General features: G+C 43.8%; 22 protein-coding genes. 17 read left to right on the top strand and 5 right to left on the bottom strand.

The annotated features are described in order from the left end of the window. Positions 1 to 35: 35 nt before the first annotated feature. Positions 36 to 3,869, bottom strand: coding sequence for a phosphoribosylformylglycinamidine synthase (gene purL, locus NI470_RS00720; RefSeq protein WP_253147601.1), 3,834 nt, complete (start codon positions 3,867 to 3,869; stop codon positions 36 to 38). 1,300 nt (positions 3,870 to 5,169) lie between these two features. Between purL and NI470_RS00715 the strand changes: the two genes are divergently transcribed. From NI470_RS00715 to ruvB, 5 genes are all read left to right on the top strand, one after another. After that, complete coding sequence (locus NI470_RS00715) at positions 5,170 to 6,807, top strand: sodium:solute symporter family transporter (RefSeq protein WP_253147602.1); 1,638 nt, start codon at positions 5,170 to 5,172, stop codon at positions 6,805 to 6,807. An 11-nt stretch (positions 6,808 to 6,818) separates the two neighbouring features. Beyond that, complete coding sequence (locus NI470_RS00710; RefSeq protein WP_004645659.1) at positions 6,819 to 6,950, top strand: putative transporter small subunit; 132 nt, start codon at positions 6,819 to 6,821, stop codon at positions 6,948 to 6,950. A 195-nt stretch (positions 6,951 to 7,145) separates the two neighbouring features. Further along, the gene (locus NI470_RS00705; protein ID WP_153566678.1) at positions 7,146 to 8,486 is read left to right on the top strand and encodes a deoxyguanosinetriphosphate triphosphohydrolase; all 1,341 of its coding nucleotides are present in this window, start codon (positions 7,146 to 7,148) and stop codon (positions 8,484 to 8,486) included. 117 nt (positions 8,487 to 8,603) lie between these two features. Next, positions 8,604 to 9,206 (top strand): Holliday junction branch migration protein RuvA, encoded by a 603-nt coding sequence (gene ruvA / locus NI470_RS00700; protein ID WP_153566680.1) that lies wholly within the window; start codon positions 8,604 to 8,606, stop codon positions 9,204 to 9,206. 235 nt (positions 9,207 to 9,441) lie between these two features. Continuing rightward, entirely contained in the window at positions 9,442 to 10,449 is a 1,008-nt protein-coding gene (ruvB, locus tag NI470_RS00695) for a Holliday junction branch migration DNA helicase RuvB (RefSeq protein WP_005247592.1), read from the top strand. A gap of 30 nt (positions 10,450 to 10,479) precedes the next feature. Here ruvB and NI470_RS00690 read toward each other — a convergent pair whose 3' ends face one another. From NI470_RS00690 to NI470_RS00680, 3 genes are all read right to left on the bottom strand, one after another. Continuing rightward, positions 10,480 to 10,965, bottom strand: coding sequence for a hypothetical protein (locus tag NI470_RS00690; protein WP_252718443.1), 486 nt, complete (start codon positions 10,963 to 10,965; stop codon positions 10,480 to 10,482). A 61-nt stretch (positions 10,966 to 11,026) separates the two neighbouring features. Next, the gene (locus NI470_RS00685; RefSeq protein WP_253101561.1) at positions 11,027 to 11,263 is read right to left on the bottom strand and encodes a hypothetical protein; all 237 of its coding nucleotides are present in this window, start codon (positions 11,261 to 11,263) and stop codon (positions 11,027 to 11,029) included. Between the two features lie 134 nt (positions 11,264 to 11,397). Further along, positions 11,398 to 12,627 (bottom strand): acetamidase/formamidase family protein, encoded by a 1,230-nt coding sequence (locus NI470_RS00680; RefSeq protein ID WP_253147603.1) that lies wholly within the window; start codon positions 12,625 to 12,627, stop codon positions 11,398 to 11,400. Between the two features lie 369 nt (positions 12,628 to 12,996). Between NI470_RS00680 and NI470_RS00675 the strand changes: the two genes are divergently transcribed. The 7 genes from NI470_RS00675 (at position 12,997) to pal (ending at position 19,622) form a co-directional block, all read left to right on the top strand. Then, entirely contained in the window at positions 12,997 to 14,340 is a 1,344-nt protein-coding gene (locus NI470_RS00675; RefSeq protein ID WP_171501399.1) for an amidohydrolase, read from the top strand. 266 nt (positions 14,341 to 14,606) lie between these two features. After that, complete coding sequence (gene ybgC, locus NI470_RS00670) at positions 14,607 to 15,014, top strand: tol-pal system-associated acyl-CoA thioesterase (RefSeq protein ID WP_004645668.1); 408 nt, start codon at positions 14,607 to 14,609, stop codon at positions 15,012 to 15,014. A 27-nt stretch (positions 15,015 to 15,041) separates the two neighbouring features. After that, on the top strand, positions 15,042 to 15,740 hold the full coding sequence (gene tolQ / locus NI470_RS00665) for a protein TolQ (RefSeq protein WP_004645669.1): 699 nt from the start codon (positions 15,042 to 15,044) through the stop codon (positions 15,738 to 15,740). Then, positions 15,740 to 16,189, top strand: a complete 450-nt coding sequence (gene tolR, locus NI470_RS00660; protein ID WP_004731735.1) for a protein TolR — start codon at positions 15,740 to 15,742, stop codon at positions 16,187 to 16,189. The genes tolQ and tolR overlap by 1 nt, the downstream gene beginning before the upstream one ends. 3 nt (positions 16,190 to 16,192) lie before the next feature. Then, positions 16,193 to 17,506: a cell envelope integrity protein TolA gene (tolA, locus tag NI470_RS00655; protein ID WP_253147604.1), complete on the top strand. Its 1,314-nt coding sequence runs from the start codon at positions 16,193 to 16,195 to the stop codon at positions 17,504 to 17,506. 205 nt (positions 17,507 to 17,711) lie between these two features. Further along, positions 17,712 to 18,995: a Tol-Pal system beta propeller repeat protein TolB gene (gene tolB, locus NI470_RS00650; protein WP_171501400.1), complete on the top strand. Its 1,284-nt coding sequence runs from the start codon at positions 17,712 to 17,714 to the stop codon at positions 18,993 to 18,995. Positions 18,996 to 19,049: 54 nt separating this feature from the next. Next, complete coding sequence (pal, locus tag NI470_RS00645; RefSeq protein WP_153566691.1) at positions 19,050 to 19,622, top strand: peptidoglycan-associated lipoprotein Pal; 573 nt, start codon at positions 19,050 to 19,052, stop codon at positions 19,620 to 19,622. Positions 19,623 to 19,697: 75 nt separating this feature from the next. Here the strand turns inward: pal and NI470_RS00640 are convergent, their stop codons facing one another. Then, positions 19,698 to 19,883: an NF038105 family protein gene (locus NI470_RS00640; protein ID WP_153566692.1), complete on the bottom strand. Its 186-nt coding sequence runs from the start codon at positions 19,881 to 19,883 to the stop codon at positions 19,698 to 19,700. A gap of 181 nt (positions 19,884 to 20,064) precedes the next feature. On the opposite strand from NI470_RS00640, the gene NI470_RS00635 reads away from it, so the two are divergent. The 5 genes from NI470_RS00635 (at position 20,065) to NI470_RS00615 (ending at position 23,363) form a co-directional block, all read left to right on the top strand. Next, a complete protein-coding gene (locus tag NI470_RS00635; protein ID WP_044112048.1) occupies positions 20,065 to 21,039 on the top strand; it encodes a class 1 fructose-bisphosphatase in 975 nt (324 codons plus the stop codon). 51 nt (positions 21,040 to 21,090) lie between these two features. Then, positions 21,091 to 21,867, top strand: a complete 777-nt coding sequence (locus tag NI470_RS00630) for a TrmH family RNA methyltransferase (protein ID WP_004279118.1) — start codon at positions 21,091 to 21,093, stop codon at positions 21,865 to 21,867. A gap of 167 nt (positions 21,868 to 22,034) precedes the next feature. Continuing rightward, entirely contained in the window at positions 22,035 to 22,649 is a 615-nt protein-coding gene (locus NI470_RS00625; RefSeq protein ID WP_153566693.1) for an RNA polymerase sigma factor, read from the top strand. Next, positions 22,646 to 22,963: a hypothetical protein gene (locus tag NI470_RS00620; protein WP_004645680.1), complete on the top strand. Its 318-nt coding sequence runs from the start codon at positions 22,646 to 22,648 to the stop codon at positions 22,961 to 22,963. Before NI470_RS00625 ends, NI470_RS00620 begins: the two co-directional genes overlap by 4 nt. Further along, positions 22,953 to 23,363 carry a DUF3106 domain-containing protein gene (locus NI470_RS00615; protein ID WP_153566694.1) on the top strand — a complete coding sequence of 137 codons (411 nt, stop codon included), beginning with the start codon at positions 22,953 to 22,955 and terminating at the stop codon, positions 23,361 to 23,363. The genes NI470_RS00620 and NI470_RS00615 overlap by 11 nt, the downstream gene beginning before the upstream one ends. The last annotated feature ends 30 nt before the right edge of the window (positions 23,364 to 23,393 follow it).

Below are 23,393 nucleotides of genomic sequence, written 5' to 3'. Positions count from 1 at the left end.
CCTTTCGGGGCTTTTTTAATTCTTGATTATATCAATTAGCCAATAAATTTACGTGCATTACGGAACATACGTAACCAAGCACCGTCTTGATCCCAGTCTTCTGGTTTCCAGGAATGCTGGAGCGCGCGGAAGTTACGTTCAGGGTGCGGCATCATAATCGTTGCACGGCCATCCTGAGAGGTTACACCGGTAATACCTTCCGGTGAACCATTCGGGTTCAACGGATATTGTTCAGTTGCATTGCCATGGCTGTCGACATAACGTAGAACCACCTGATTCGATGCATTCAGTGCAGCAAAGTTTTCCGCCGTTGCAACTGCACGACCTTCACCATGCGCCACAGCGATCGGCAGAATCGAACCTTGCATGTCTTGTAACAATACTGAATTCGATTTTTCCACACGAACGTTCACTGCTCGCGCTTCAAATACTTCAGACGTATTGCGATGGAAACGTGGCCAAGCATCCGCACCCGGAATTAATGGAGCCAATTGAGACAACATTTGACAACCATTACAGATACCGAGCGAGAAGGTTTCTTGACGGTTGAAGAATTTCTCAAACTGGTCACGCAATTTAGCATTGAACAATACGGATTTCGCCCAGCCCCCACCAGCGCCCATCACGTCACCATACGAGAAGCCACCACACGTTACCAAACCTTCGAAATCATCCAGGCTGATACGACCTGCCAGCAAGTCACTCATGTGGACGTCAACGGTATTGAAACCGACTTTGTCGAAAGCTGCCGCCATTTCAATATGACCATTCACACCCTGCTCACGCAGAATTGCCATATTTGGACGACGCAAGTTAATGAAAGGTGCTTCAATCGCTTCGTTCAAGTCGAATGTTGGTTGGGCGATAATACCTTTGTGCGCTTTATCAGTAATTAAGGCAAATTCCTGATCTGCAGTTTGTACGTTGTCACGTAGGCGCTGGATTTGATGAGAAACTTCAGTCCATGCCACTTGCAGGTCAGCACGTTCAAGTACCAGACCATTGATAGACAATTGGTCCGTATTGTTTACACTACCAACCACTGCAATTGCATCTTTAAGCGTAGATGCTGTAACTTCAGCTTGTAATGCTTCCCAATCTGCTTTGGCAATTTGTAGAACTGCACCAATCTCTTCAGCAAATAGGCTTGCAGTTGATTGATTTTCTAGAGCAACACCCAGACGTGATGCGAACATCATTTCTGCAACAGTCGCCAATAAACCACCATCACCGATGTCATGATACGCCTTGATCAAACCACGGTTGTTCCAGTCTTGAACTAATGCGAAGAATGCTTTGAAGTCATCGAAGCTATCCACATCAGGAGTAACTGAACCAATTGCTTTGTATACCTGCGCCAGAATCGAACCGCCTAAACGGAACTGACCTTTAGACAGATCAATACGAACCAATATAGATTCAATATCTTTCAGTTCAGGAGTCAATGTTTGACGCACATCAGTCACTGGCGCAAATGCAGTGATCACGCCCGACATTGGAGAAGTCACAGACTTGTCTTCACCTTCATCATTCCAGGTGGTACGCATAGACAATGAGTCTTTACCGACTGGAATCGCGATACCCAGTGCAGGACACATTTCCATACCGATGGCTTTCACGCCTTCGAACAATGCCTGATCTTCGCCCGGTTGACCCGCAGCAGCCATCCAGTTTGCAGACAATTTGATGTCGCTGATTTTTTCAATCTTCGCAGACATGATGTTCGAGATCGATTCAGCCACCGATAAACGTGCAGAAGCAGCAGGATTTAACAAGGCTACTGGAGGACGCTCACCCATTGCCATCGCTTCACCAGTGTAACCGACAAGACTTGTTGTAGTCACAGCAGCATCTGCGACAGGAACCTGCCAGCGACCTACCATTTGGTCACGTGCGACCATACCGGTAATTGAACGGTCACCAATACTGATCAGGAATGATTTAGAAGCAACAGTCGGGTTTTTAAGAACGCGATAAATCGCATCTTTTAAATCGGTGACTTTAGCCGCATCAAAGTCATCGCCTTTGCGTTCAATCGTTTCATAGGTACGGCTCATACGTGGCGTACCGCCAAGCATCACCTGCATTGGCATATCCACTGGTTTGTTGCCGAACAATGGATCTTCAACGGTTAAGTGACGTGCTTCAGTCGCTTCACCCAGTACTGCGAACGGGCAACGTTCACGTGCACAGATTGACTCAAATAATTCTAAAGAAGATGGACGAATCGCCAATACATAACGCTCTTGCGCTTCGTTTGACCAGATTTCCATTGGCGACATGCCAGGTTCTAAAGATGGAATCTTACGAAGATCCAGCACTGCACCTAATTCGTGATCATTCACCAGTTCAGGCATGGCATTTGATACACCACCCGCACCCACGTCATGTATCGACACGATTGGGTTGTGGTCTTCCATGCGCCAGCAAGTATCGATCACTTCTTGGCAACGGCGTTCCATTTCCGGGTTTTCACGTTGTACCGAAGCAAAATCAAGGTTCTCGCCGAGTTTACCGCTATCTACAGAAGATGCAGCACCACCGCCAAGACCGATCAGCATGGCTGGACCACCGAGCACGATCAGCAAATCACCTGGTAAGATCGGATCTTTTTCAACGTGATCTGGACGGATATTTCCGTAACCACCCGCGATCATGATGGGCTTATGGAAACCTTTAACATCGCCATTGACGTTTTGTTCAAAGGTACGGAAGTAACCGTTTAAAGCTGGACGACCAAATTCGTTATTGAACGCAGCACCACCCAATGGGCCTTCAATCATAATTTGTAACGGCGATGCCATACGGGATGGTTTGCCGTAGTTTTCTTCCCAAGGCTGTTCAAAGCCCGGAATATTCAAGTTAGATACCGTAAAGCCGGTTAAACCTGCTTTAGGCTTACCACCACGACCGGTCGCGCCTTCGTCACGGATTTCACCGCCTGAACCTGTCGCTGCACCGGCAAATGGCGCAATCGCAGTTGGATGGTTGTGGGTTTCCACTTTCATCAGGATATGCGCGGCCTGGCTCTTGTATTTATAAACCTGATGGCCGTTGTCTTCTTGAGTTGGATAAAAACGCTGGGTATCCGAACCAACAATCACCGAAGCGTTGTCTTTATAAGCCGACAATACATCTGTTGGTGATTCTTTATAGGTGTTCTTGATCATCTGGAACAATGACAATGGCTGAACTTCACCATCAATCGTCCATTCCGAACCAAAAATTTTATGACGACAGTGCTCAGAGTTGGCTTGCGCAAACATCATCAGTTCGATGTCATTCGGATTACGACCTAGCTTGATGAAAGCCTCAGTCAGATAATCAATTTCGTCCATTGATAATGCAAAACCAAATTCATTATTGGCTTTTACCAGTGCTTCTTTACCTTCACCCAGAATATCAATCGAGTTCAGTGGTTTTGGCGCAGTTTCTACAAATAATACCGCAGCATCTTCAATCGCATTGAATACGCTTTCGGTCATACGGTCGTGAAGTACTTGCAATGCTTCTTTAGAGAGCTCTTTTACGCCCTTCAAAGTAAACAAAACGCCGCGTTCAAGTCGATGAACCGGCGTATTACAGTTTTTGAAAATGTCCGTCGCTTTAGAGGACCAAGGAGAGATGGTTCCGACGCGCGGTGTGACTAAAATCTGGATTTCATCACTTGCAGCCTGGTGCAATTCAAAAGATTGACCATCGTTGAGAAGCTGTAAAGCGGATTGCTGTTGTTGCTCGCTGAGCGCTTGGTCAAAGAGGTAGACCCATTGACTTTCAATTGATTGAACAGAACTAATTGACGTCAAACGCGATAATAGTTGAGTTTTCTTAAAAGAAGAATGTGCGGGTGCACCGGCAACGATAAACATGCTGATTTTGGCTCCACGGGATGGTATGAACAACCATGCCACAATGTGACTTGAGAGAGCGCATATTCTACTGTGAAATAAGGAAATCGGCTAGATGCCAAATCAGAAAACTACGTCTGAAATATCCTGGACTTTTAAAATATTTCGTTTATTTTCAGTCAGGAAAATTGAATGTAGTCGCACAGGTTAACACATTTTTTTCAAGAAAAATCAAAACCGCTTCAGAATAATTTTCTGCATAAAAATTGTATTATTTTTCAACAACAATCGGGACAAAATCAAATTCAGGTTTTATGTCATGACCTGCCAAAACTCCTATTTAGGCCAAAATGAAATACTTGATTACAAGATTTCATAAAGTCGTATTTTTGCAGACTGTTTTTGATTCTTTTGATTGACTCTTAACTTTGACTTTTAAGATTAGAAAACTGGTTAAAGGTCTTCTGCCGTTTTCTGTACTACAAGGAACAGTTCTCCGCTCATCTCCGCCATTCCAGCACCAGAAGCAGATTACTCCCCATAGAAACGAATAATTAATACTGAGCGGTATTTTAATCTGACATCATCTGCGGGGGAAAAACCGGACATCCATTCTCACCTTCTAAAAGAATAAAAATAAAGTTTCTTATTTGGGCCTTTTATTTTTTTATATTTGATTTTTATCTTCTCAGATCATAATTAAGCGAAATTTACTCATCTAAAAGACCAAAAAATATATCGAAAAAATCCCCCACCATATCCAATATTTTGAAATTTCATCATTTATTCATGAGCTCTATTATGCGTAAAAAACACAATATAAATAGCAAAATACCACTTATATTTATGAGGAAATTTACCAGGAATTATGAGGCTTATATAAAAAAATAATGAAGAAATGATTAATAATAAAATTTTGTTACCTTTTTTATTTAATCCTTATTACCATGTTTTATTTAACTTGAAAATTTAAAATAAATATTTGTAATTAATAGAAAATATCAAAAATTTTCTTTTTTATTCAACTAACAGAGCTACAGACTCACATGTCTATATCAGCTAAAAATCTTACCAAATAGACACTTCATCAGTAAATTTGATGATTCTATGTTAAGCTCTAGCCGAATTGCTGAGGAATTGTCCAAATTCTGGGCCTGGCAATGGTTTTTCCTTTCTGCTGTAGAGATGAATATAAATTCTATATTCGGACACTAATTTTTTGATGTTCTATAGCTTCACTGCTCTGTCTATTTTAGAGCCTTAATCTGTCACCAATGATTTAATTTTCAAAAACAAAAGGTGACCCGCTTAAGGAGTATGTATGTTTCAATTCACTAGTACAGCAACTGTACTATTGATGGTGCTTTTCTATGGCATCACTTTTTTACTATCGTTACGTATTAAACAGAAAAATGAAAATGTTGATGGCTACATGGTCTCGAATGGCTCCATCGGATTTGGAATGTCTGCGGCCAGTATGACCGCCACCTGGATTTGGGCCGCATCATTTTATGCAGCAGCTTCATCCGGATATACATACGGCGTTTCCGGTGCCCTCCACTATGGTTTATGGGGTGCGCTGATGATTTTATTTATCTATCCCTTTGGCAAGCGCTTTCGTGAACTGGCGCCTAATGCACATACTCTGGCAGAAATCATGCATGCCCGGCATGGCAATCAAAGCCAGATGATTCTGGCGGGTTCCAATATTGTGGGTAGCGTGATCAGCCTGATGGTGAACTTTACCGCTGCCGGGGCACTGGTTGAGATTTTATCTCCTTTAAGCTTTATCCATGGCGTGCTGATTACCGGTATCGGTGTACTGTCCTATACCCTCTGGTCGGGGTTCCGTTCCTCAGTCTTTACCGATTTCGGTCAGCTGGTGGCGATGATTGTCGCGGCTGTGATCATTATTCCAACCTTGTTCTTTACCTTAGGCGGACCTTCCCTGTTTCAAAGCGGGATTCACAACCTGCAACCGGAACAACTGGATTTTTTCTCTAAAACGGCCTTTCTGGAACAAGGCGCGCCGTTTTTTGTTGCCGTATTGGCCTATGCGATTGGTAATCAGACCATTGCCCAGCGCCTGTTTGCAGTCCGTGAAGACCTGATAAAACCGAGTTTTATCACTGCCACCATTGGTTATGCTGCAATTGTCATTGGTCTAGGCATGCTGGGGTTATTGGCACTATTTGCAGGTATTCAGCCCATTGATGGCAACCTGAATAACCTGATTCCGCAAATGGCAGCGACTTATCTTTCTCCATTTATGGTCGCGCTGTTATTCATCATGGTGATTGGAGCCCTGTCTTCTACCGCTGACTCGGATCTGTCTGCCCTGTCTGCGATTGTCATGACGGACATTTATGGCAAACAGATTGCGAAAAACAGCCCTGATCCAAAGAAAATGCTGTTTATTGGCCGTATGACCATGATCGTTGCCACCATGCTGGGAATTGTGATTGCCACCTTGAAGTTTGACATTTTATCGATGCTGATTTTTGTGGGTGCACTTTGGGGCTCTATTGTGTTCCCGGTGATTGTCAGCCTGTATTGGGACAAGGTGAATGCCCGAGCCTTTAACTGGTCAGTGGGCCTCGCATTTTTCAGCTTTCTGATAGTACGTTTTGAATGGCTTCCGATTCAGGGATTGATCGCACTTGGCTTTGAACTCGTTGCGACCCTGGGGATTGGTGTGGTGCTGGGTTTGATGACCTTTGGTTTCTTCGGCAAGAAAGTGGGTCTGGTCGTTGGCATATTGGCCAGTATTGGCTTCATGCCATGGACCATCGGCTTCTTGCGTGAATACGGCACCTTGTTAAGCTCACTGACAGCGTATGGCAGTAGTGCGCTGGTATGTACTGTGTTGACGCTATTCTACAGCAAAGAAAAATTTGATTTTAAGCAAATCAACAAGATGGTGATTGAATTTCACCAGCTATCTGAGAAAATTAAATAAGGAGATTTCAGATGACAAGTCAATTATTGACCCTATATGTACTTTTTTGGCCATTGGTGGCAAGCCTGGTCTTGTTCACGATTTGCCTGAATGTCTATAAAGACACACAACAGGCCAAGAAAAATGGTGAAGAGCTAATTTGATTCTTCATCCTAAACAAAAAGCAGGCCATTGAGCCTGCTTTTTATTGTTCATTTGATGATTTCGATTTTTAATTCTCAGTCTTTTCCAGCTGACTAAAATAACAATAGGCAGCATGACAATTCATGTCGCACTGCCCTAGTGCAGGAGCTAGTTTTTTGGCATGATGCAAATAGTGGATCACTGAATAATGATAAATGACTCAAATGCGTTGGTTAGAACTGCTTTCGACAGTTCGGATTGGTAGTAAAAAGCAGAGCACTGAACTGGCACGCAGCCCGTTTCATAAAGATTATGACCGTATTATTTTTTCGCAAAGCTTCCGGCAGTTAAACCGCAAAACCCAAGTCCATCCACTGACCCAGCATGATGGTATTCATACCCGTTTGACCCATTCGCTAGAAGTCTCCTGTATTGGCCGTTCACTCGGTATGCTGGCTGCAGAGAAAATCAAAGATAATTTACCTGCCTGGATTTCTCCGGCTGATGTCGGTGCCATCATTCAGGCTGCCTGTCTGGCACATGATATTGGCAACCCGCCTTTTGGTCATGCCGGTGAATACGCCATTCGGGAATGGTTTGACGATGCTTCTCATACCGACTTTTTAAAAGATTTAAGTCCTGAACAGGAAGCCGATGTCCGCCAGTTTGAAGGCAATGCCCAAGGCCTGCGCCTGCTGACCAAGATCGATTATCATCCTTATGATGGCGGCATGCGCCTGACCTATGCCACACTCGGTGCCTATCTTAAATACCCGTGGCTCTCTGAGGCCATTGACCCGACTGGTAACACCCCGGCCAGTCGACGTCCAAAATTTGGTTGTTACCAGTCTGAAAAAGAGATTTTGCAGGAAATTGCTGAACAGTTGGGTTTGATTCAGCTCGGTGAATATCATTATTGTCGTCATCCGCTGACCTATCTTTTAGAAGCTGCGGATGATATCTGCTATGCCCTGATTGATCTGGAAGATGGTATCAGCCTGAATATGCTCAGCTACGCGGAAGTTGAACCAGTCTTTCTGAACTTGCTGGGTGAATATGGCGCGCCTGAAGAAATCAATATGCCTTATACCACCTGGCAACAAAAAATTGCCGCGCTGCGTGGGCGGGTCATGAAACGTCTGGTAGATGAAGTCACCACGGCCTTTGCCCGACATCAGCAGAAAATTTTGATGGGCCAATTGCAAGGCTCATTGCTGGGTTATTGTAGTGCCGACATTGAAATTGGCATTAACCGGGCCAAAGAACTGGCGCGAGAAAAGATCTTCGAACATCCGCAAAAAGCCGGTCTGGAAATTATCGCGCATCAAAGTTTACAAACGATTCTGGATGCCTTTATTCCACTGACCACACCGCACAAAACATTGAGCTTTAAGGAACAGCGTTTAATGGCCATTTTAAAACGCTCGGGTGCGCAGTTTAGCGCTGATCATTATGACAACATTATGCAGGTGCTAGATATTGTCTCCAAGTTCTCGGATCATCAGGCTTATAATCTGGCGCAGGAACTGCATGGCAATAAAGCCGGGTTACTCTAACACGAACAAGCGCCTGATGATAATCTCAGCAAAATCACTGGATTTGAATGATAGAGTTTTGCCTTTATCAAAAATGCTGACTACTATGCCTGTATTAAATTTGAGTATGTATAAAAAATGATTGGATGCCTGATTGGGGAAGTGCTGGCGCTGGAAGCACCGACTGTTTTATTAAATGTGAACGGCGTAGGTTATGAGATTGATACCCCTTTAACCACTTTCTGCCAGTTGCAAAAAGGTCAGAAAATTACTCTGTGGACCCATCTGGCTGTTCGTGAAGATGCCCAGTTACTTTATGGCTTTATCAATGCGCAGGAAAAAACCATTTTCCGTACCTTATTAAAGGTGAACGGCGTTGGTCCGAAAATGGCGCTTGGTATTCTTTCCACTTTAAGTGTGGAAATGCTGATCCACACCGTTGAACATGAAGATATCAACACTCTGGTCAAAGTTCCGGGGGTGGGTAAAAAGACTGCTGAACGCCTGATAATTGAATTACGTGACCGCTTTAAAGCCATGGCTTCAGGTGCTGCGCCAAGTAATTCAACTGCACCACAAATTCAGTTTATGGGCAATTCAGCCGTGGCTGAAGCGGAAGCTGCATTACAGTCCTTGGGCTATAAACCTGCTGAAGCACAAAAACTGGTGAATGCTGCCAAAGGTGAATTTACTGAAGCCAGTGATATCATTCGCGCGGCATTAAAGTCGATGAATAAATAATAGCAATCAGATATTGAATATAAAATTTATGCCAGTATCAGAATCTACCTGGCGACATGGATGTCGCCTGTTAAACTGTGCTATCAGGAAGTAGCATCAGTTTAACAAATGGGTTTTGTTACTTTTGCCCAGTCAAAAGTAAGAGCATGCCGACTCAATGGCATAGAAATTCCAAGAGCATTTTGAGGCTATGACTTTATTCACCTCAAATAAACCATAGAGATTAACTCAAAAGATGCAAGACCGTCTCATCAGTGGTTCTGAAAAACCCGAAGATCACTTCGATCGTGCCATTCGCCCGACTTCCCTCGATGACTACATCGGTCAGCCGGTGGTTCGTGAGCAGATGGAAATTTTCATTGGCGCAGCCCGTGGCCGTGAAGAAGCCCTTGATCACACCCTGATTTTTGGCCCGCCAGGTCTGGGTAAAACAACGTTGGCCAATATTATTGCCCGAGAAATGGGTGGCAATCTTAAGTCAACTTCTGGTCCGGTTCTGGAACGTGCCGGCGACTTAGCCGCGATGCTAACCAATCTGGAAGAAGGTGATGTCCTGTTTATTGACGAGATTCACCGTCTTTCACCCGTGATTGAAGAAATCCTGTATCCGGCAATGGAAGATTATCAGCTCGACATCATGATTGGTGAAGGCCCGGCTGCGCGCTCGATTAAACTGGATTTACCGCCATTTACGCTTGTTGCAGCAACCACACGTGCAGGTCTACTCACCTCTCCGCTGCGTGACCGTTTCGGAATCGTGCAACGTTTAGAGTTTTATTCGGTTGAAGATTTAACCCATATTGTCAAACGTTCAGCCAATTTGATGGATGTACCTATGACGGGAGATGGCGCAAAAGAAATTGCCCGTCGCTCACGAGGTACACCGCGTATTGCCAACCGTTTATTGCGTCGTGTCCGTGACTATGCACAGGTCAAAGGGACGGGTGAGATCAATCAGGATATGGCCCAACGTGCTTTGGATATGCTCAAAGTCGATAAAGATGGTTTAGACACACTCGACCGCCGTTATTTATCTATGCTTCTTGAGCGTTTTGATGGTGGTCCTGCCGGTGTTGAAGCACTCGCAGCAGCCATGGCGGAAGATTCAGGCACGTTGGAAGATGTCATTGAGCCATATCTGATTCAGCAAGGTTATGTGATGCGTACTGCACGTGGTCGTATTGCGACTAATATGGCGTATTTGCAGTTTGGGATGGCACCGCCTGAACCGAAAGATAAGTGATTTAAAAAAGCAGCTTAGGCTGCTTTTTACTTAATTAAAGGATTCATCGGAATGTATAATTTCGGTCATAAAAATAAGCAAATCATTTATTTTCTTTGCTAGATCTTCTGTTTTTTCTTTGGTTTCCGCTTTACTTTCAAGAGTGGATAAAATAGAAAGCACTAGACGATTAATAAGCTCTATTTTTTCACTAAATTGATAGTGATTTTTGCTCTTATTATTTAAAATCAAAAACAAATGTAACGAAATCGCGCCAAGCTTATTAAAATCTTCATCCAATTGCTCATTGAAAGTGTCAAAGAATTTATCATAACTATTTTCTACTAAATATGCCCACGATTCATCTTCAATATTAGACAACTTTATAAGTAGAAATTTTAAAGTCAGTTTCACTGTACTAATATATTCAAAGGAAAGCTTCCTAAATTCAGCTCTGTCTGCCTCTTTTCTTTGAAATGATAATTCAAATTTTTTTTGGCTCTCTTGGCTTTTTATCAACTCTTGATTAGTAGTCAAAGTAATTTTCTCGGAACTTTTAATTTGTTCAATTAAAGAATCAAAGGATTGCTTAGTTAAATCAAAACTTTTCCGTCCATACCAATAAGCTAGCCAAGTCGCTAAACTTCCTAAAAATTAAAGCGATAATTACGGATAAAGCGAAAGATGATATTGCTGTTGTATCTGTCGAATGAGTGAGATTAAGTTCCATTTTCTTATTTGGATTTTCGACCATACTTGTAGTTTGTACTAAAGGTTGTTGTGGCACTGTCCACGGAAGCTGAATCATCACTTCATTATTATTCTGCTCTGCCACACCCACCCCTTTTAACTTAAATGAATTTTTATTATCAACATTCTAAACATTTTCAAAGTATCACAAAAGAAAAAGCCAACTGACCATGCCTGAATCAGTTGGCAAAAGCACAAAACAAAAAACTAAATAAAAAATTACTTCTCTTCTTTTTTAAATTCCTTAAAGTCCGCTTTACGAATCATGGCGTGAATCCCTTTAGTTTTATCCACCACTTGCGATACTTCAAAGTCAGTGGCAGCACTTAAGTAGGCATAGGCAATTTCTTCAGAAATGCCATATTCATTGACCAGAAAACGGATCGCTTCACGGGTGGATTTACGCATGGCTTCGTCCAAGTCTTCATCCAGACCCGGCGTGATCCAGAATTCAGCATTTTCAGCCAGCGGCTGTTTAATCTCTGCACCCGGAATTTTATCTTTTCCAGATTTAAGCAAAGTGAATTTTAAAGTCGCACGTGCCGAACCTTCCAAGGCAGTTAAAGCCACCTCACCATCACCTTGTACAAAGTGACTATCACCTGTATAGAACAACGCACCTGGCACCTGTACAGGATAATAAGCCGTTGCGCCTGCACCTAATTCATTGATGTCGATATTCCCGCCATAAAATGATGGTGGCACAGAGTGCACAGGCTCACTGGTATTTGGTGCAACGCCCATCGTGCCCATAAACGGATTCAGCGGGAAACGTATCGCTTTGCCAGATTCAGTTTTTAAAACGCCTTCCCATACGCCATCAGCATTTTTCTCAATTGGGGTAAAAATGGACACGTTGCCATAAGCCTCAGGATTGGCTGGAGATGCATGCTCATGTTTCTGACGTTTCGGGAATTCGGGTAAGGTCCCTTTGCCATGACGGTTTGAAATCACGCCATAAGGCACACGCGGTTCAACTTTTAAAATCTCTACCTTTAGAATATCGCCCGGCATTGCCCCTTCTACATAGACAGGCCCGGTAATAATGTGTGGTCCATCTTTATGGAAATCATGTTTTAATTTGGAATTCGTGATCAGCTTGGCTTCATCTAAAACATGCTCAGGCTTGACGCCTTTTGAGGTGAAATATTTCTCTGCATTGCGACCCTGATCTTCTAGCAGCCCTTCATGCGAAACTGTATCGAAAGTAACTGTGCTACCTGAAGGTACAGTTAAAACAGGTTTTGCATCTTTATTTGGCAGATAACCCCACGTAATCGTATTCAAGGTACTCGGCACATAATAATGACCTTTATATTCACCACTTTTGAGTAATGTCGGTTTATTTTCCAGCTGTTTCAGTATCTTAAAGTCTTCAGCCCATAGGCTTGTCGAAATAAAACTTAAGCTTGAAGCCACTGCCAGAGATAAAGCCAAAGGTTTTAACATGTGTTCAATTTCCGTCATAAAAAATATTACGAAAGAGTGAATGCAATCTAAGTGCCAAAATAAGTTTAAGAGGTTTAAAAAATCTTCACTTCATTCAGATTATTGATATAGAGGTAATCGTTTTTATCCCTTTTTAGCCTGAAATTTTTATAATTTTCATACCTTATAAATATAAAAAATCAATTTAGATACATATTTTTACAATGCAAAAGAACAAATAAAGCTCTTTGAGAACAGCTATTAACATCTAGAATACCTTTAAAGTATCAAAAAATACTTAGAGAGTTTTGATCGAAATTAGATCAGTATGCCATCCTAAAGAATCACTTTAACCATTTCAAATTCTTAAGGTTCTCCCGAAGTATGAATATGTATAAGCAGATATCCCTTTGTCTCCCTCTTCTTTTCTGCAGCCAATTCAGCCTGGCTGACTGGATTGATGATTCTGTACACGCTGCTGAAGCACACACCATCAAATTACGCCAGCATATCCACCAGCATCCTGAACTGGGCAACATGGAATTCAAAACCTCGGAGCTGGTCCAAAAAGAATTAAAATCCTACGGCATTGAAGTACGTAAAGGCTATGCCAAAACCGGTGTAATCGGTGTATTAAAAGGTGCAAAACCCGGCCCTGTGATGGCCTTACGTGCAGATATGGATGCCTTGCCAATTAAGGAAACAGCACCGGTGTCTTTTGCCAGCAAACAAAAAGCCATTTATCAAGGCAAAGAATCTTATGTGATGCATGCCTGTGGACATGATGCACATACTGCGATGTTATTGGGTGCAGCCAAAGTTCTGGCCGCCAATAAAGATAAAATTGCGGGGACAGTGGTATTCGTATTCCAGCCGGCTGAAGAAGGCGGTGCAGATATCGATAACTTCACTCATGGCGATCAGATTGGCTCACGCAAAATGATTGCCGACGGTGCCTTGAACAATCCAAAACCTGAAGTGATTTTCGGGATGCATGTCATGGCAGGCATGCCAAGTGGCAATATCTTCTACAAAGATGGTGCGATTTTAAATAGTGCCGATCATTTACGTATTCAGGTCAATGGCAGTCAGGTACATGGTTCCATGCCTTGGGTAGGTAAAGACCCGATCTATGCTTCTGCCCAGATGGTGACCAATTTACAAAGTCTGATCAGCCGTAAAGCCGACCTGACCAAAGGAATGGGTGTGGTGAGTATTGGCAGCATTCAGGGCGGCACCACCGGTAACGTCATTCCAGATCAGGTCAATATGGTCGGCACTATCCGTTCCAATAGTGAAGATGTACGTCAGGGTATTTTAAAAGACTTGCCAAAAATGCTGGAACACAATGCCGCAGCCAATGACGTTAAGGTGAAAGTCGAAATTGCACCTTATGCACCAGTGACCACCAATGATAAAACCTTGACTGAATTGATGCGCCCGACATTAGCGAGCGTGCATGGTGAAGATAAATTGCATGTTTTAGACAACAATGCCAGCGCCAGTGAAGACTTTGCTTACTATGGCCAGCTCATGCCATCGCTCTTCGTGTTTGTTGGTGCCACACCAGCAGATCAGGATCCGGCAAAAGCCGCACCGAACCACAACCCGAATTTCATTGTCGATGATGCGACCTTGAAAACCGGGGTCGAAAGCCATGTCCGTTTTATTCTGGACTATCCAAAAGTGGCCGAGCAGGTTCAGGCCAACTGGAAACAGAAAAATAAAGGCTAATCTTCTATTACTAAAATGCGCGGCTCAATAGACTCGCGCATTTTAGTATCTGCTGCTGTTTTATAAATGAGCTGTTAAGCGCTCAGTACTTCATCTTAGTGACTTCTCTCCAGATTTGACACCTTGTGCCATTGGTCTCAAGACTCACAATGCTAAACTTTGAACCGCTAAATTGCTTGACTGTTGGCAGGAATCCGGCAAACTCTAATCCCTTTCCTGCATCTAAAAACAAGCAAAAATTTCGAAAATCTGCATGGAACAAAACTATGGCGAATCACTTTGAATTCAATATCCGCGTTTATATTGAAGATACTGATGCGGGTGGCATTGTCTATCACGCTAATCATATTCGCTATATGGAACGTACCCGTACCGAATGGTTACGTGCCGCTGGAGTGAGCCATTACTGGCATCAGACAGACTACAATTTTGTGGTGCATAAAATTAATGTCAAATATATGCGTCCGATCCTGATGGATGATTTAATTACTGTTACGGCACGTGTCATTTCATGTAAAGCTTCATCATTTGTATTGCAACAAAATATTTATCGTGGTGAAATCATGCTTGCATCAGGTGAGGTTGAGTTGGCATGTATCAGTGCAGAGATGCGACCACGTCGACTCCCGGATGAAATCCGCGAACTAATTCAAAAAGAATTGGAACAAGACTAAAAAAATTTATTGGCACACGTAACAACTATGGCGACTCAGTTAGAATCATCTCTTCAAGTTTCAGATCTTATTTTACAAGCAAGCCCTGTCGTACAACTGGTGATGCTTTCTCTCCTGTTAGCCTCAATATATAGCTGGTATCTGATTGCCAGGCTCTATATGAGTTATAAAAAAGCCCAGGCCGATGATGAACATTTCCAGAAAATCTTCTGGTCTGGTGCTGAGCTGAATACCCTGTATAACAATGCGCAACTCAACTCCAAACGTACCGGCCTTGAAGACATTTTCTATCAGGGTCTGGGCGAGTTCCTGAAACTGAAAAAACGCCATGCGCCAACTGCCCAGTCGATTGAAGGAACAGAGCGTATTCTGCGTGTCGGTTTAAGCCGTGACCAAGGTCATCTGGAACAAGGTCTGGGTGCATTAGCAAGTATTGGCTCGGTTGCGCCTTATGTCGGTCTGTTCGGTACAGTCTGGGGCATCATGAACGCCTTTATTGGCCTGGCAGATGTTGATCAGGTGACACTGGCGACGGTCGCACCCGGTATTGCAGAAGCACTAATTGCAACAGCGATTGGTCTGTTTGCAGCTATTCCAGCAGTATTGGCCTTTAACCACTTCACGGCCAAAGGTGAAACGGTCTACTCTGACCGTGCACTGTTTGCTGAAGAAATGGTGGCGCTATTGCAACGTCAGTCTGTGGGCGTAACTCAGGACAAAGACTAATGGCGATTCAAGGTTCAGGACGCTTTCAGCGTATTAAAAAGCCACTGAAAAGTGATATGAATGTCGTACCATATATCGATGTCATGCTGGTACTTCTGGTGATCTTTATGGTCACCGCTCCGATGATTACCAGTGGTATCAAGGTTGACTTGCCTCAGGCCAACGGATTACCGATCGAATCCAAGGATGCCCCGACCATTGTCACACTGAAAGAAGATGGTTCATATTATCTAGAATATAAAAATCAGGCAACTGGTCCGGTCACACTGGAAGAATTGACGCGTACTCTGGTTGATGCCCAAACCCAGGCACAAAATGAAAACAAGGTGCTCAATGTCGTGATCAATGGCCATAATACCCGTCCATATGGCGATGTCATGGCCTTGATGTCCAGCCTGCAGGATGCTGGCCTTTCTCAAGTCGGTTTACTGACCAAGCCATTAGAATAAAGTATGAAAGACTATAAAAAGCCACCATTTCAGAAAAAAGCCATCGCACTTGGATTCACCTTAGGCATCCATGCAGTGGCTTTGGTGGGCTTACTTTATCTGGGCATGAGTAAACCCCCTGAACCGCCAAAACAGATCAAAACCGTTCTGATCAAGCCAGAAGACCTTAAACCGGTGACTCGCGAAGAAACCGAATTTGAGGAAACTGCACATGAAAATGTCGCAGAAGAAATTACCCAGACTGCTGAACCCAGTATAGAACCTGCTCCTGTGATTCCGACAGCAGCCCCTGCTGTACCTGTGACTCCGCCTGCTCCTAAAGTCGATACACAAAAAGCCCAGCAGGAACTAAAAGCGGCAGAGGCAGCACAAGCCAAGGCTGCGCAACAAGCAGCTGAAGCAGCGAAACGTGCCGAAGCAGCTGAACAGGCGAAACAGGCAGCGGCAAAAGCCAAAGCGGATGCAGCGCAAAAATCCAAGGCGGAAGCCGAAGCTGCACGCCAAGCTGAACTGAATGCACAGCGCAAAGCCGATGCTGCACAAAAAGCCAAACTGGAAGCACAGAAAAAAGCCGACTTAGCTGCCAAGCAAAAAGCGGATGCTGCAACAAAAGCCAAAGCAGAGGCTGATGCCAAACGTAAGGCTGAAGCTGCTGCTAAAGCAAAGGCAGATGCGGCAGCAAAAGCCAATAATGATGCAGCGGCGAAACGTAAAGCAGATGCTGATGCGAAAGCTAAAGCGGATGCAGCAGCGAAAGCTAAAGTGGATGCAGCAGCAAAAGCCAAAGCAGACGCGGCAGCCAAGGCTAAAAATGATGCAGAGGCGAAACGCAAAGCGGATGCTGATGCGAAAGCTAAAGCCGATGCGGCTGCTAAAGCCGACGCTGATGCCAAACGCAAGGCAGATGCCGACGCTAAGGCCAAAGCGGATGCAGACGCCAAGCGCAAAGCAGATGCCGAAGCAAAAGCCAGAGCTGATGCAGATGCCAAAGCTTCAGCCGCTAAACAGGCTGCTGAAGAAGCTGCACAGAAAAAAGCGGAATCAAAACGGATTGCATCCACTGCGAAGCGCGATTTTACTAATAAAGTTAAACAGGCTTGGAATACACCAGTGGGTTCATCTGGTAAAACTGCCAACGCTCGCGTCACGCTAAGTGATAGTGGTTCTGTCATTTCTGTAGTGGTAAGTGCAAGTGATCCCGATATGAAAGCCAGTGTAGAAGCTGCAGTTCGTGCTGCTGCACCTTATCCAATGCCTTCCGATCCAGATGCACGCCGTGAAGCGCGAAGCTTTACTTCAACCTTTACTGCGCAATAAAAAACGGAGCCATCACATAAATAATGTTGTGATGGCTTTTATTTTTTAAGCTAAACTTCACTTTAAATTGATTAAATAATATTCACTTTTCACAGTGTCATAACAGTTTGGTCATAAATTCATGGTTTTATTCTATTAAATCCATGCGATGATGTAGCCCAAGCACCTATACAATAAATCCGTTGATTTGAGTAAATAACGAATGATGGAAAAGACTCGCAAACATCTACTCTGCCTCGCAATCATTAGCGCTTTAAGCCCTGTATTGGCAACCCAGTCTTATGCCCAATTGCATCTGGAAATTACCAAAGCACCTGAGGCAGCACCTAAAATTGCCGTTGTACCTTTCAGTCAGGATCAGAGCATTTATCCTATTGTGGAAAATGACCTGAATCGTTCTGGCCGCTTTACCAGTGCTTCAAAAAACCTGCCTGCAACAGCGACATTGAATAATCCGAATGCAGAAGCTTGGGCATCGGCTGGTGTTCCCTATGTGGTCACTGGTTCATCCAAGACCACAGCCGATGGTTCTTTTGAAATCCAGTATCAGCTTTATGATGTCGAAAAAAAACAATATCTATTAAATGAATTGCTGACTGTTCCAGCCTCACGCACCCGTCAGGCAGCGCATATGATCAGTGATGCCATCTATCAGGCATTGACCGGTATTCCGGGTGACTTTAGCGGACGTATTGCCTATGTGCTGCGTAATCCTGCTACGCCGGAACAACGCTATACCTTGCAGATTGCCGACACCGATGGCGAACAGCCAAAAACCATTTTAACCTCGCGTGATCCGATCCTTTCTCCGGCATGGACACCAGATGCCAAAAAAATCGCTTATGTGTCCTTTGAAACCAAACGCCCGGCGATTTATGTACAGGATCTGGCGACCGGACAGCGTGAAAAACTGGCCAGCTTCCGCGGCTTGAATGGCGCGCCGAGTTTCTCTCCAGATGGCAAGAGCATGCTGTTTACTGCTTCTATGCACGGCAATCCGGAAATCTACCAGATGAATCTGGAAACGCGTAAGCTACAACGTATGACCAATGACAGTGCCATTGATACTGAAGCACGTTATTCGCCAGATGGAAAATCTTTTATTTTCACTTCTGACCGTGGTGGTTCTCCGCAAATTTACCGCCATGATCTTGAATCAAGTAGCAATAAACGCCTGACCTTCCGTGGTGCATTCAACGCGCGCGGCACGCTGAGCGCAGATGGTAAAAAACTTGCATTAGTTCATCGTCCAAGCGGCAGTAACTATCGAGTTGCGGTTCAGGACATGACCTCTGGTGTGAACAACATTTTGACACCAACAACGCTGGACGAATCGCCGAGCTTCTCACCAAATGGACAGATGGTGGTCTATGCCACCCGTGAAGGTGCACGCGGACTCTTGTCGATCATGTCGCTGGATGGCCGCTTCCGTATGAATTTACCAAGTGAAACGGGTGAAGTCCGTGAACCGGCTTGGGCACCAAAATAAGATTTTTATATTGATAAACCCTTTACCCCATAATCAAACTTCATGGAGATGAAGATGAACAAAGTAAAATTATTTGCCTTGCCACTTTTAGCAGCAGCTGTTGTCATGACAGGTTGTGCGAGCCGTAAGCCTGCCGCTGAAGTTCAAACGGGCGGTTTAGATACGACCGGTTCGACTACAGTGAATACTCAAGGCCTGAGTGAAGATGCAGCACTGAATGCACAAAACATGGCAGGCGCTTCTGCAAAAGGCGTTACTGCAGAAAATAAAGCATTCTTGGCAAAACGCGTAGTGCATTTTGACTATGACAGTACTGAACTCAGCAATGAAGATCTAAATACATTACAAGCCCATGCGCAGTTCCTGATGGCCAATGCCAATTCACGTGTAGCCTTAACTGGCCATACAGATGAACGCGGTACCCGTGAATATAATATGGCACTTGGCGAGCGTCGTGCCAAAGCAGTTGAAAGTTTCCTGGTGACGACTGGTGTTAATCCTGGCCAATTAGAAGCAGTCAGCTATGGTAAGGAAATGCCAATCAATGCGGGCCATGACGAAAATGCCTGGAAAGAAAACCGCCGTGTAGAAATTAATTATGAAGCGGTACCGCCATTATTAAAATAATATTCAATGATAGAGTATCCAATAAAAAGCACTCCTGATGGAGTGCTTTTTATTGAGTTCAATGAAAGAATCTGTTTATTCTGTAGGCTGGTCTGCTTCAGCCGGTTGCATCGATTCGATCAGGTCATGTTTATTGAATTGTTTGTACTCTGGTTTTGCTTCATAATCCCGCCAGGCTTCTTTCATCTTGTCTTCAGAGATATCATCTAAAGTAATGCCTTCGCTTGGCGTTGGAGTCGCATCAAACTTCAATGTTGTCATATCTGTGCTCCTATTCTCAATTTTCCTTTGTCTTCAACATAGCACTTTTCGCAGGAGTTGCAAGGGCAAAATCGATACAAATAATCCAGTTTAATTTTTCTTTTAGTACGTTCTCATCTAAAATATAGCCGCATATCGTTTTGATCATTTTTTCCCGATTTAAGTCTTGGAGTTTCCCCCTATGTCATACCGCACTTTATCCCAGTTTTTACAACAACAAAGCGGGAATCTCACACCTGAACTTGCGCAAGTTATTGAAACAATTGCAAACACTTGCAAAGATATTGATCAATTACTGCAAAAAGGTGCTTTAGCGGGTGTATTGGGAAGTGCACAGCATGAAAACGTTCAAGGCGAAGAGCAAAAGAAACTGGATGTCATTTCTAATGACTATTTGATTGATGCCTTGCAGCAACATCCAAATGTGGGTGGTTTGGCCTCAGAAGAACTGGATGAATTCACCCCTGCACAAGAAAATGGTCAATTTCTGGTATTGTTCGATCCATTAGATGGCTCAAGCAATATCGACATCAATATGTGTGTTGGTACCATTTTCTCGATTCTTCCTGCGAAAAATGCTGTGACTCAGGCAGAAGACTTTATGCAAGCCGGTGTTCATCAGGTAGCTGCAGGTTATGTGCTTTATGGCCCATCGACCATGTTGGCATTAACCGTCGGCGCAGGCGTAGTGTTCTTTACCTATGACCCTGAGACTCAAGAATTCCTGCTGACTTCTGAAGCAATTCAGGTAGCTGCAGATACTAAAGAATATGCGATTAATGCGTCGAATCAGCGTCATTGGGAAGCACCAGTACAGCGTTATATCGATGAATTGTTAGCTGGCAAGACTGGCCCTCGCGAAAAAGACTTCAATATGCGCTGGGTTGCCTGTATGGTGGGCGACATTCACCGTATTCTTTGCCGTAGCGGTATCTTCATGTATCCATACGACCTTAAAGATCCGGCTAAAGCAGGCCGTCTGCGTTTAATGTACGAAGCCAACCCAATGAGCATGCTCATGGAACAGGCTGGCGGTGCATCGACTACAGGTCGTGTGCGTATTCTTGAGATTGAACCGACAGATCTACATCAACGTGTGCCAGTGATCATTGGTTCTAAAAACGAAGTTGATCTTGTGACCAGCTACCACAACTAATTTTTATAGCAGCAGCCGATATTGAATCGGCTGCCGTGGATTATATCTCCCATGCCAACTTTTTTTCTTGATTCAAAAGATAATCCAAAGATTAAACACTTACGTGGTTTAATTGAACAAAATACCTATCGTAAAAAACAGGGTCAAACGGTTTTAGAAGGCACGCATCTGTCTCTCGCCTGGCTACATGAAAACCGTAAGATTGATTCTATTTTCACCACTGAACATGCACTTTCACATCCTGATTTCGAGAAAATTCTCGCAAAATACACAGGTATGGTCTTTGTTCTAAGCGAGTCTTTATACAAAGATTTAAGCACCTTAGGAACATCTTTAGCCTGTTTGGCTGTGGTGACTTTACCAACAGCAAATTATGCATTGGATTTTAAAGCAGACACTTTGATTCTGGAAAATGTACAGGATCCGGGTAATGTAGGCACCCTGCTTCGCTCGGCTGCTGCTGCCGGTATTGAACAGATTGTGTGTACCAAAGGTTCTGCCTCGCTCTGGTCTCCACGCGTATTACGTGCCGGTATGGGTGCACATTTCACACTGCAAACCTTTGAAAATATCGCGCTTGAACAAATTCTTGAGCAATTTCAAATCCCTGTCTATGTAACTAGCTCACACCGTGCTGAAAGCCTATATTCAAAAGACTTACGTAAACCTTGCGTGTGGATTCTGGGTAATGAAGGCCAAGGCGTGTCTGATTATGCGATGCAACATGCTGAAGCCGTGAGCATTCCGCAACCTGGAGGTCAGGAATCACTGAATGTCGCAATTGCCGGTTCGATCTGTTTCTTTGAAATGGTACGTCAACGTATCTAATTAGGGATTTAGGTTACAGTGTTTTAATACGGCCCTGCCCGTGTATAAAATAGATTAAACTACAAAAATAATAAACTTAATTGTCAACCAAACCAGGATTCCCAACGTTATGTGATTATGAACTTGGGAATAATGGTGGGTGTCCAATGACAGGATTTTCCATCTCTATGGATTTAGCACCAAAACAGTTGCAAACACACGATGTAAGTATTCTGAAGAGTACGGCTGAGGCACGTCTGAAGAATTTTATGCAGGATGTGAGTGGGCGTGCCTTGGTGATGATGGAAAGTGCGACTCAAGGTCATCATGGTATTGCCATGGATCTGGTTCAGGAAGCTTTCATTTCCTTACACAAATCCTATGCAGAAAAAAGCACTGAAGAATGGTATCCCCTATTTTATACCATTCTCAACAACAAGTTACAGGACTGGCGCCGTAAAGAGTCACGGCGTGGTCAAATATTCTCATTTTTCAAAAAAGTCAGTCTCGATGACGACGAAATTGAATTCGATGATGTCGTCGATGAATCAACACCAACGCCTCTGGACTTTCTCGATCAGGCAGTTACTGCTGAAGAAATCCAGGAAGCGATTGCAAAATTGCCTGTGCGTCAGCAGCAGGCATTTATGCTCAGAGCCTGGGAAGGATTTGATACGCATACCACCGCACAAATTATGAACTGCACAGAAGGCAGTGTAAAAACCCATTATCACCGTGCTATCCAAGGCTTACGTGCCTCTTTAGCACATTTAAATCCATATCTGGGAGGGTCATCCGAATGAATCAAGATGATTTCTTAAAACAAGTAACTTCCAAACTTGATGGACTGGCACAACAACATAAAGACAAACCTGTTGTCATGCACCATGTTCTTGAAGAAATTCAGGATTCAAAACACTCACGCTTTGCATTTCTAAAAATGTCAGGTTTTGCTTTGGCAGCTGCGATTGCAGGCGTTGTGGTATTACCGAATCTTTCGGACCATAACGAACCGCAAACTCAAATGGTGTCAGTCCCAAAACTGTCTCCGCAAATGCTTGAAGATTTAGAAATGTTAATGGTTTTAGGTGAGGACAAAGTTCCACATGGCAGCTAAAAAATTGGTGATTGCTTTTTGTGCATTCAGTTTTCTGCAAACCAGCTTTGCAGGATTTGAACGTTTTTGGCTATTTTCCAAAGATGCGAATACCCAAGTAACTGATACTTGGGATAGTCTTTCTGATTCTGAACAATTGGCACTGATTAAACGTTACCAATCTCTAAAAGAAATCCCCGAACAACAACGTGTCAGCTTACAGCAGCGTATGGACTGGTTTACTCAACTCCCTGATGCGGAAAAACAAAGAATGCGTGAGACTTGGCAAATGATGAGCAGTCAGGAACGCAAAGAACTGGGCGCACGTATGCAAAAAGCGTCTCCTGAGCAACGCCTTGCCATTCGCGAAGAATACATTCTCAAATATCAGCAAGTGACTCAGCAGCCTAACTCGCATTAAACACTTAATATAAAAAGCCTCCATATGGAG

This window comes from Acinetobacter lwoffii, from assembly GCF_024129115.1.
In the GTDB taxonomy this organism is placed as follows: domain Bacteria; phylum Pseudomonadota; class Gammaproteobacteria; order Pseudomonadales; family Moraxellaceae; genus Acinetobacter; species Acinetobacter lwoffii_T.
Note: the sequence above shows the minus strand (reverse complement) of the source record. Positions and strands in the feature narration are given on the sequence as shown.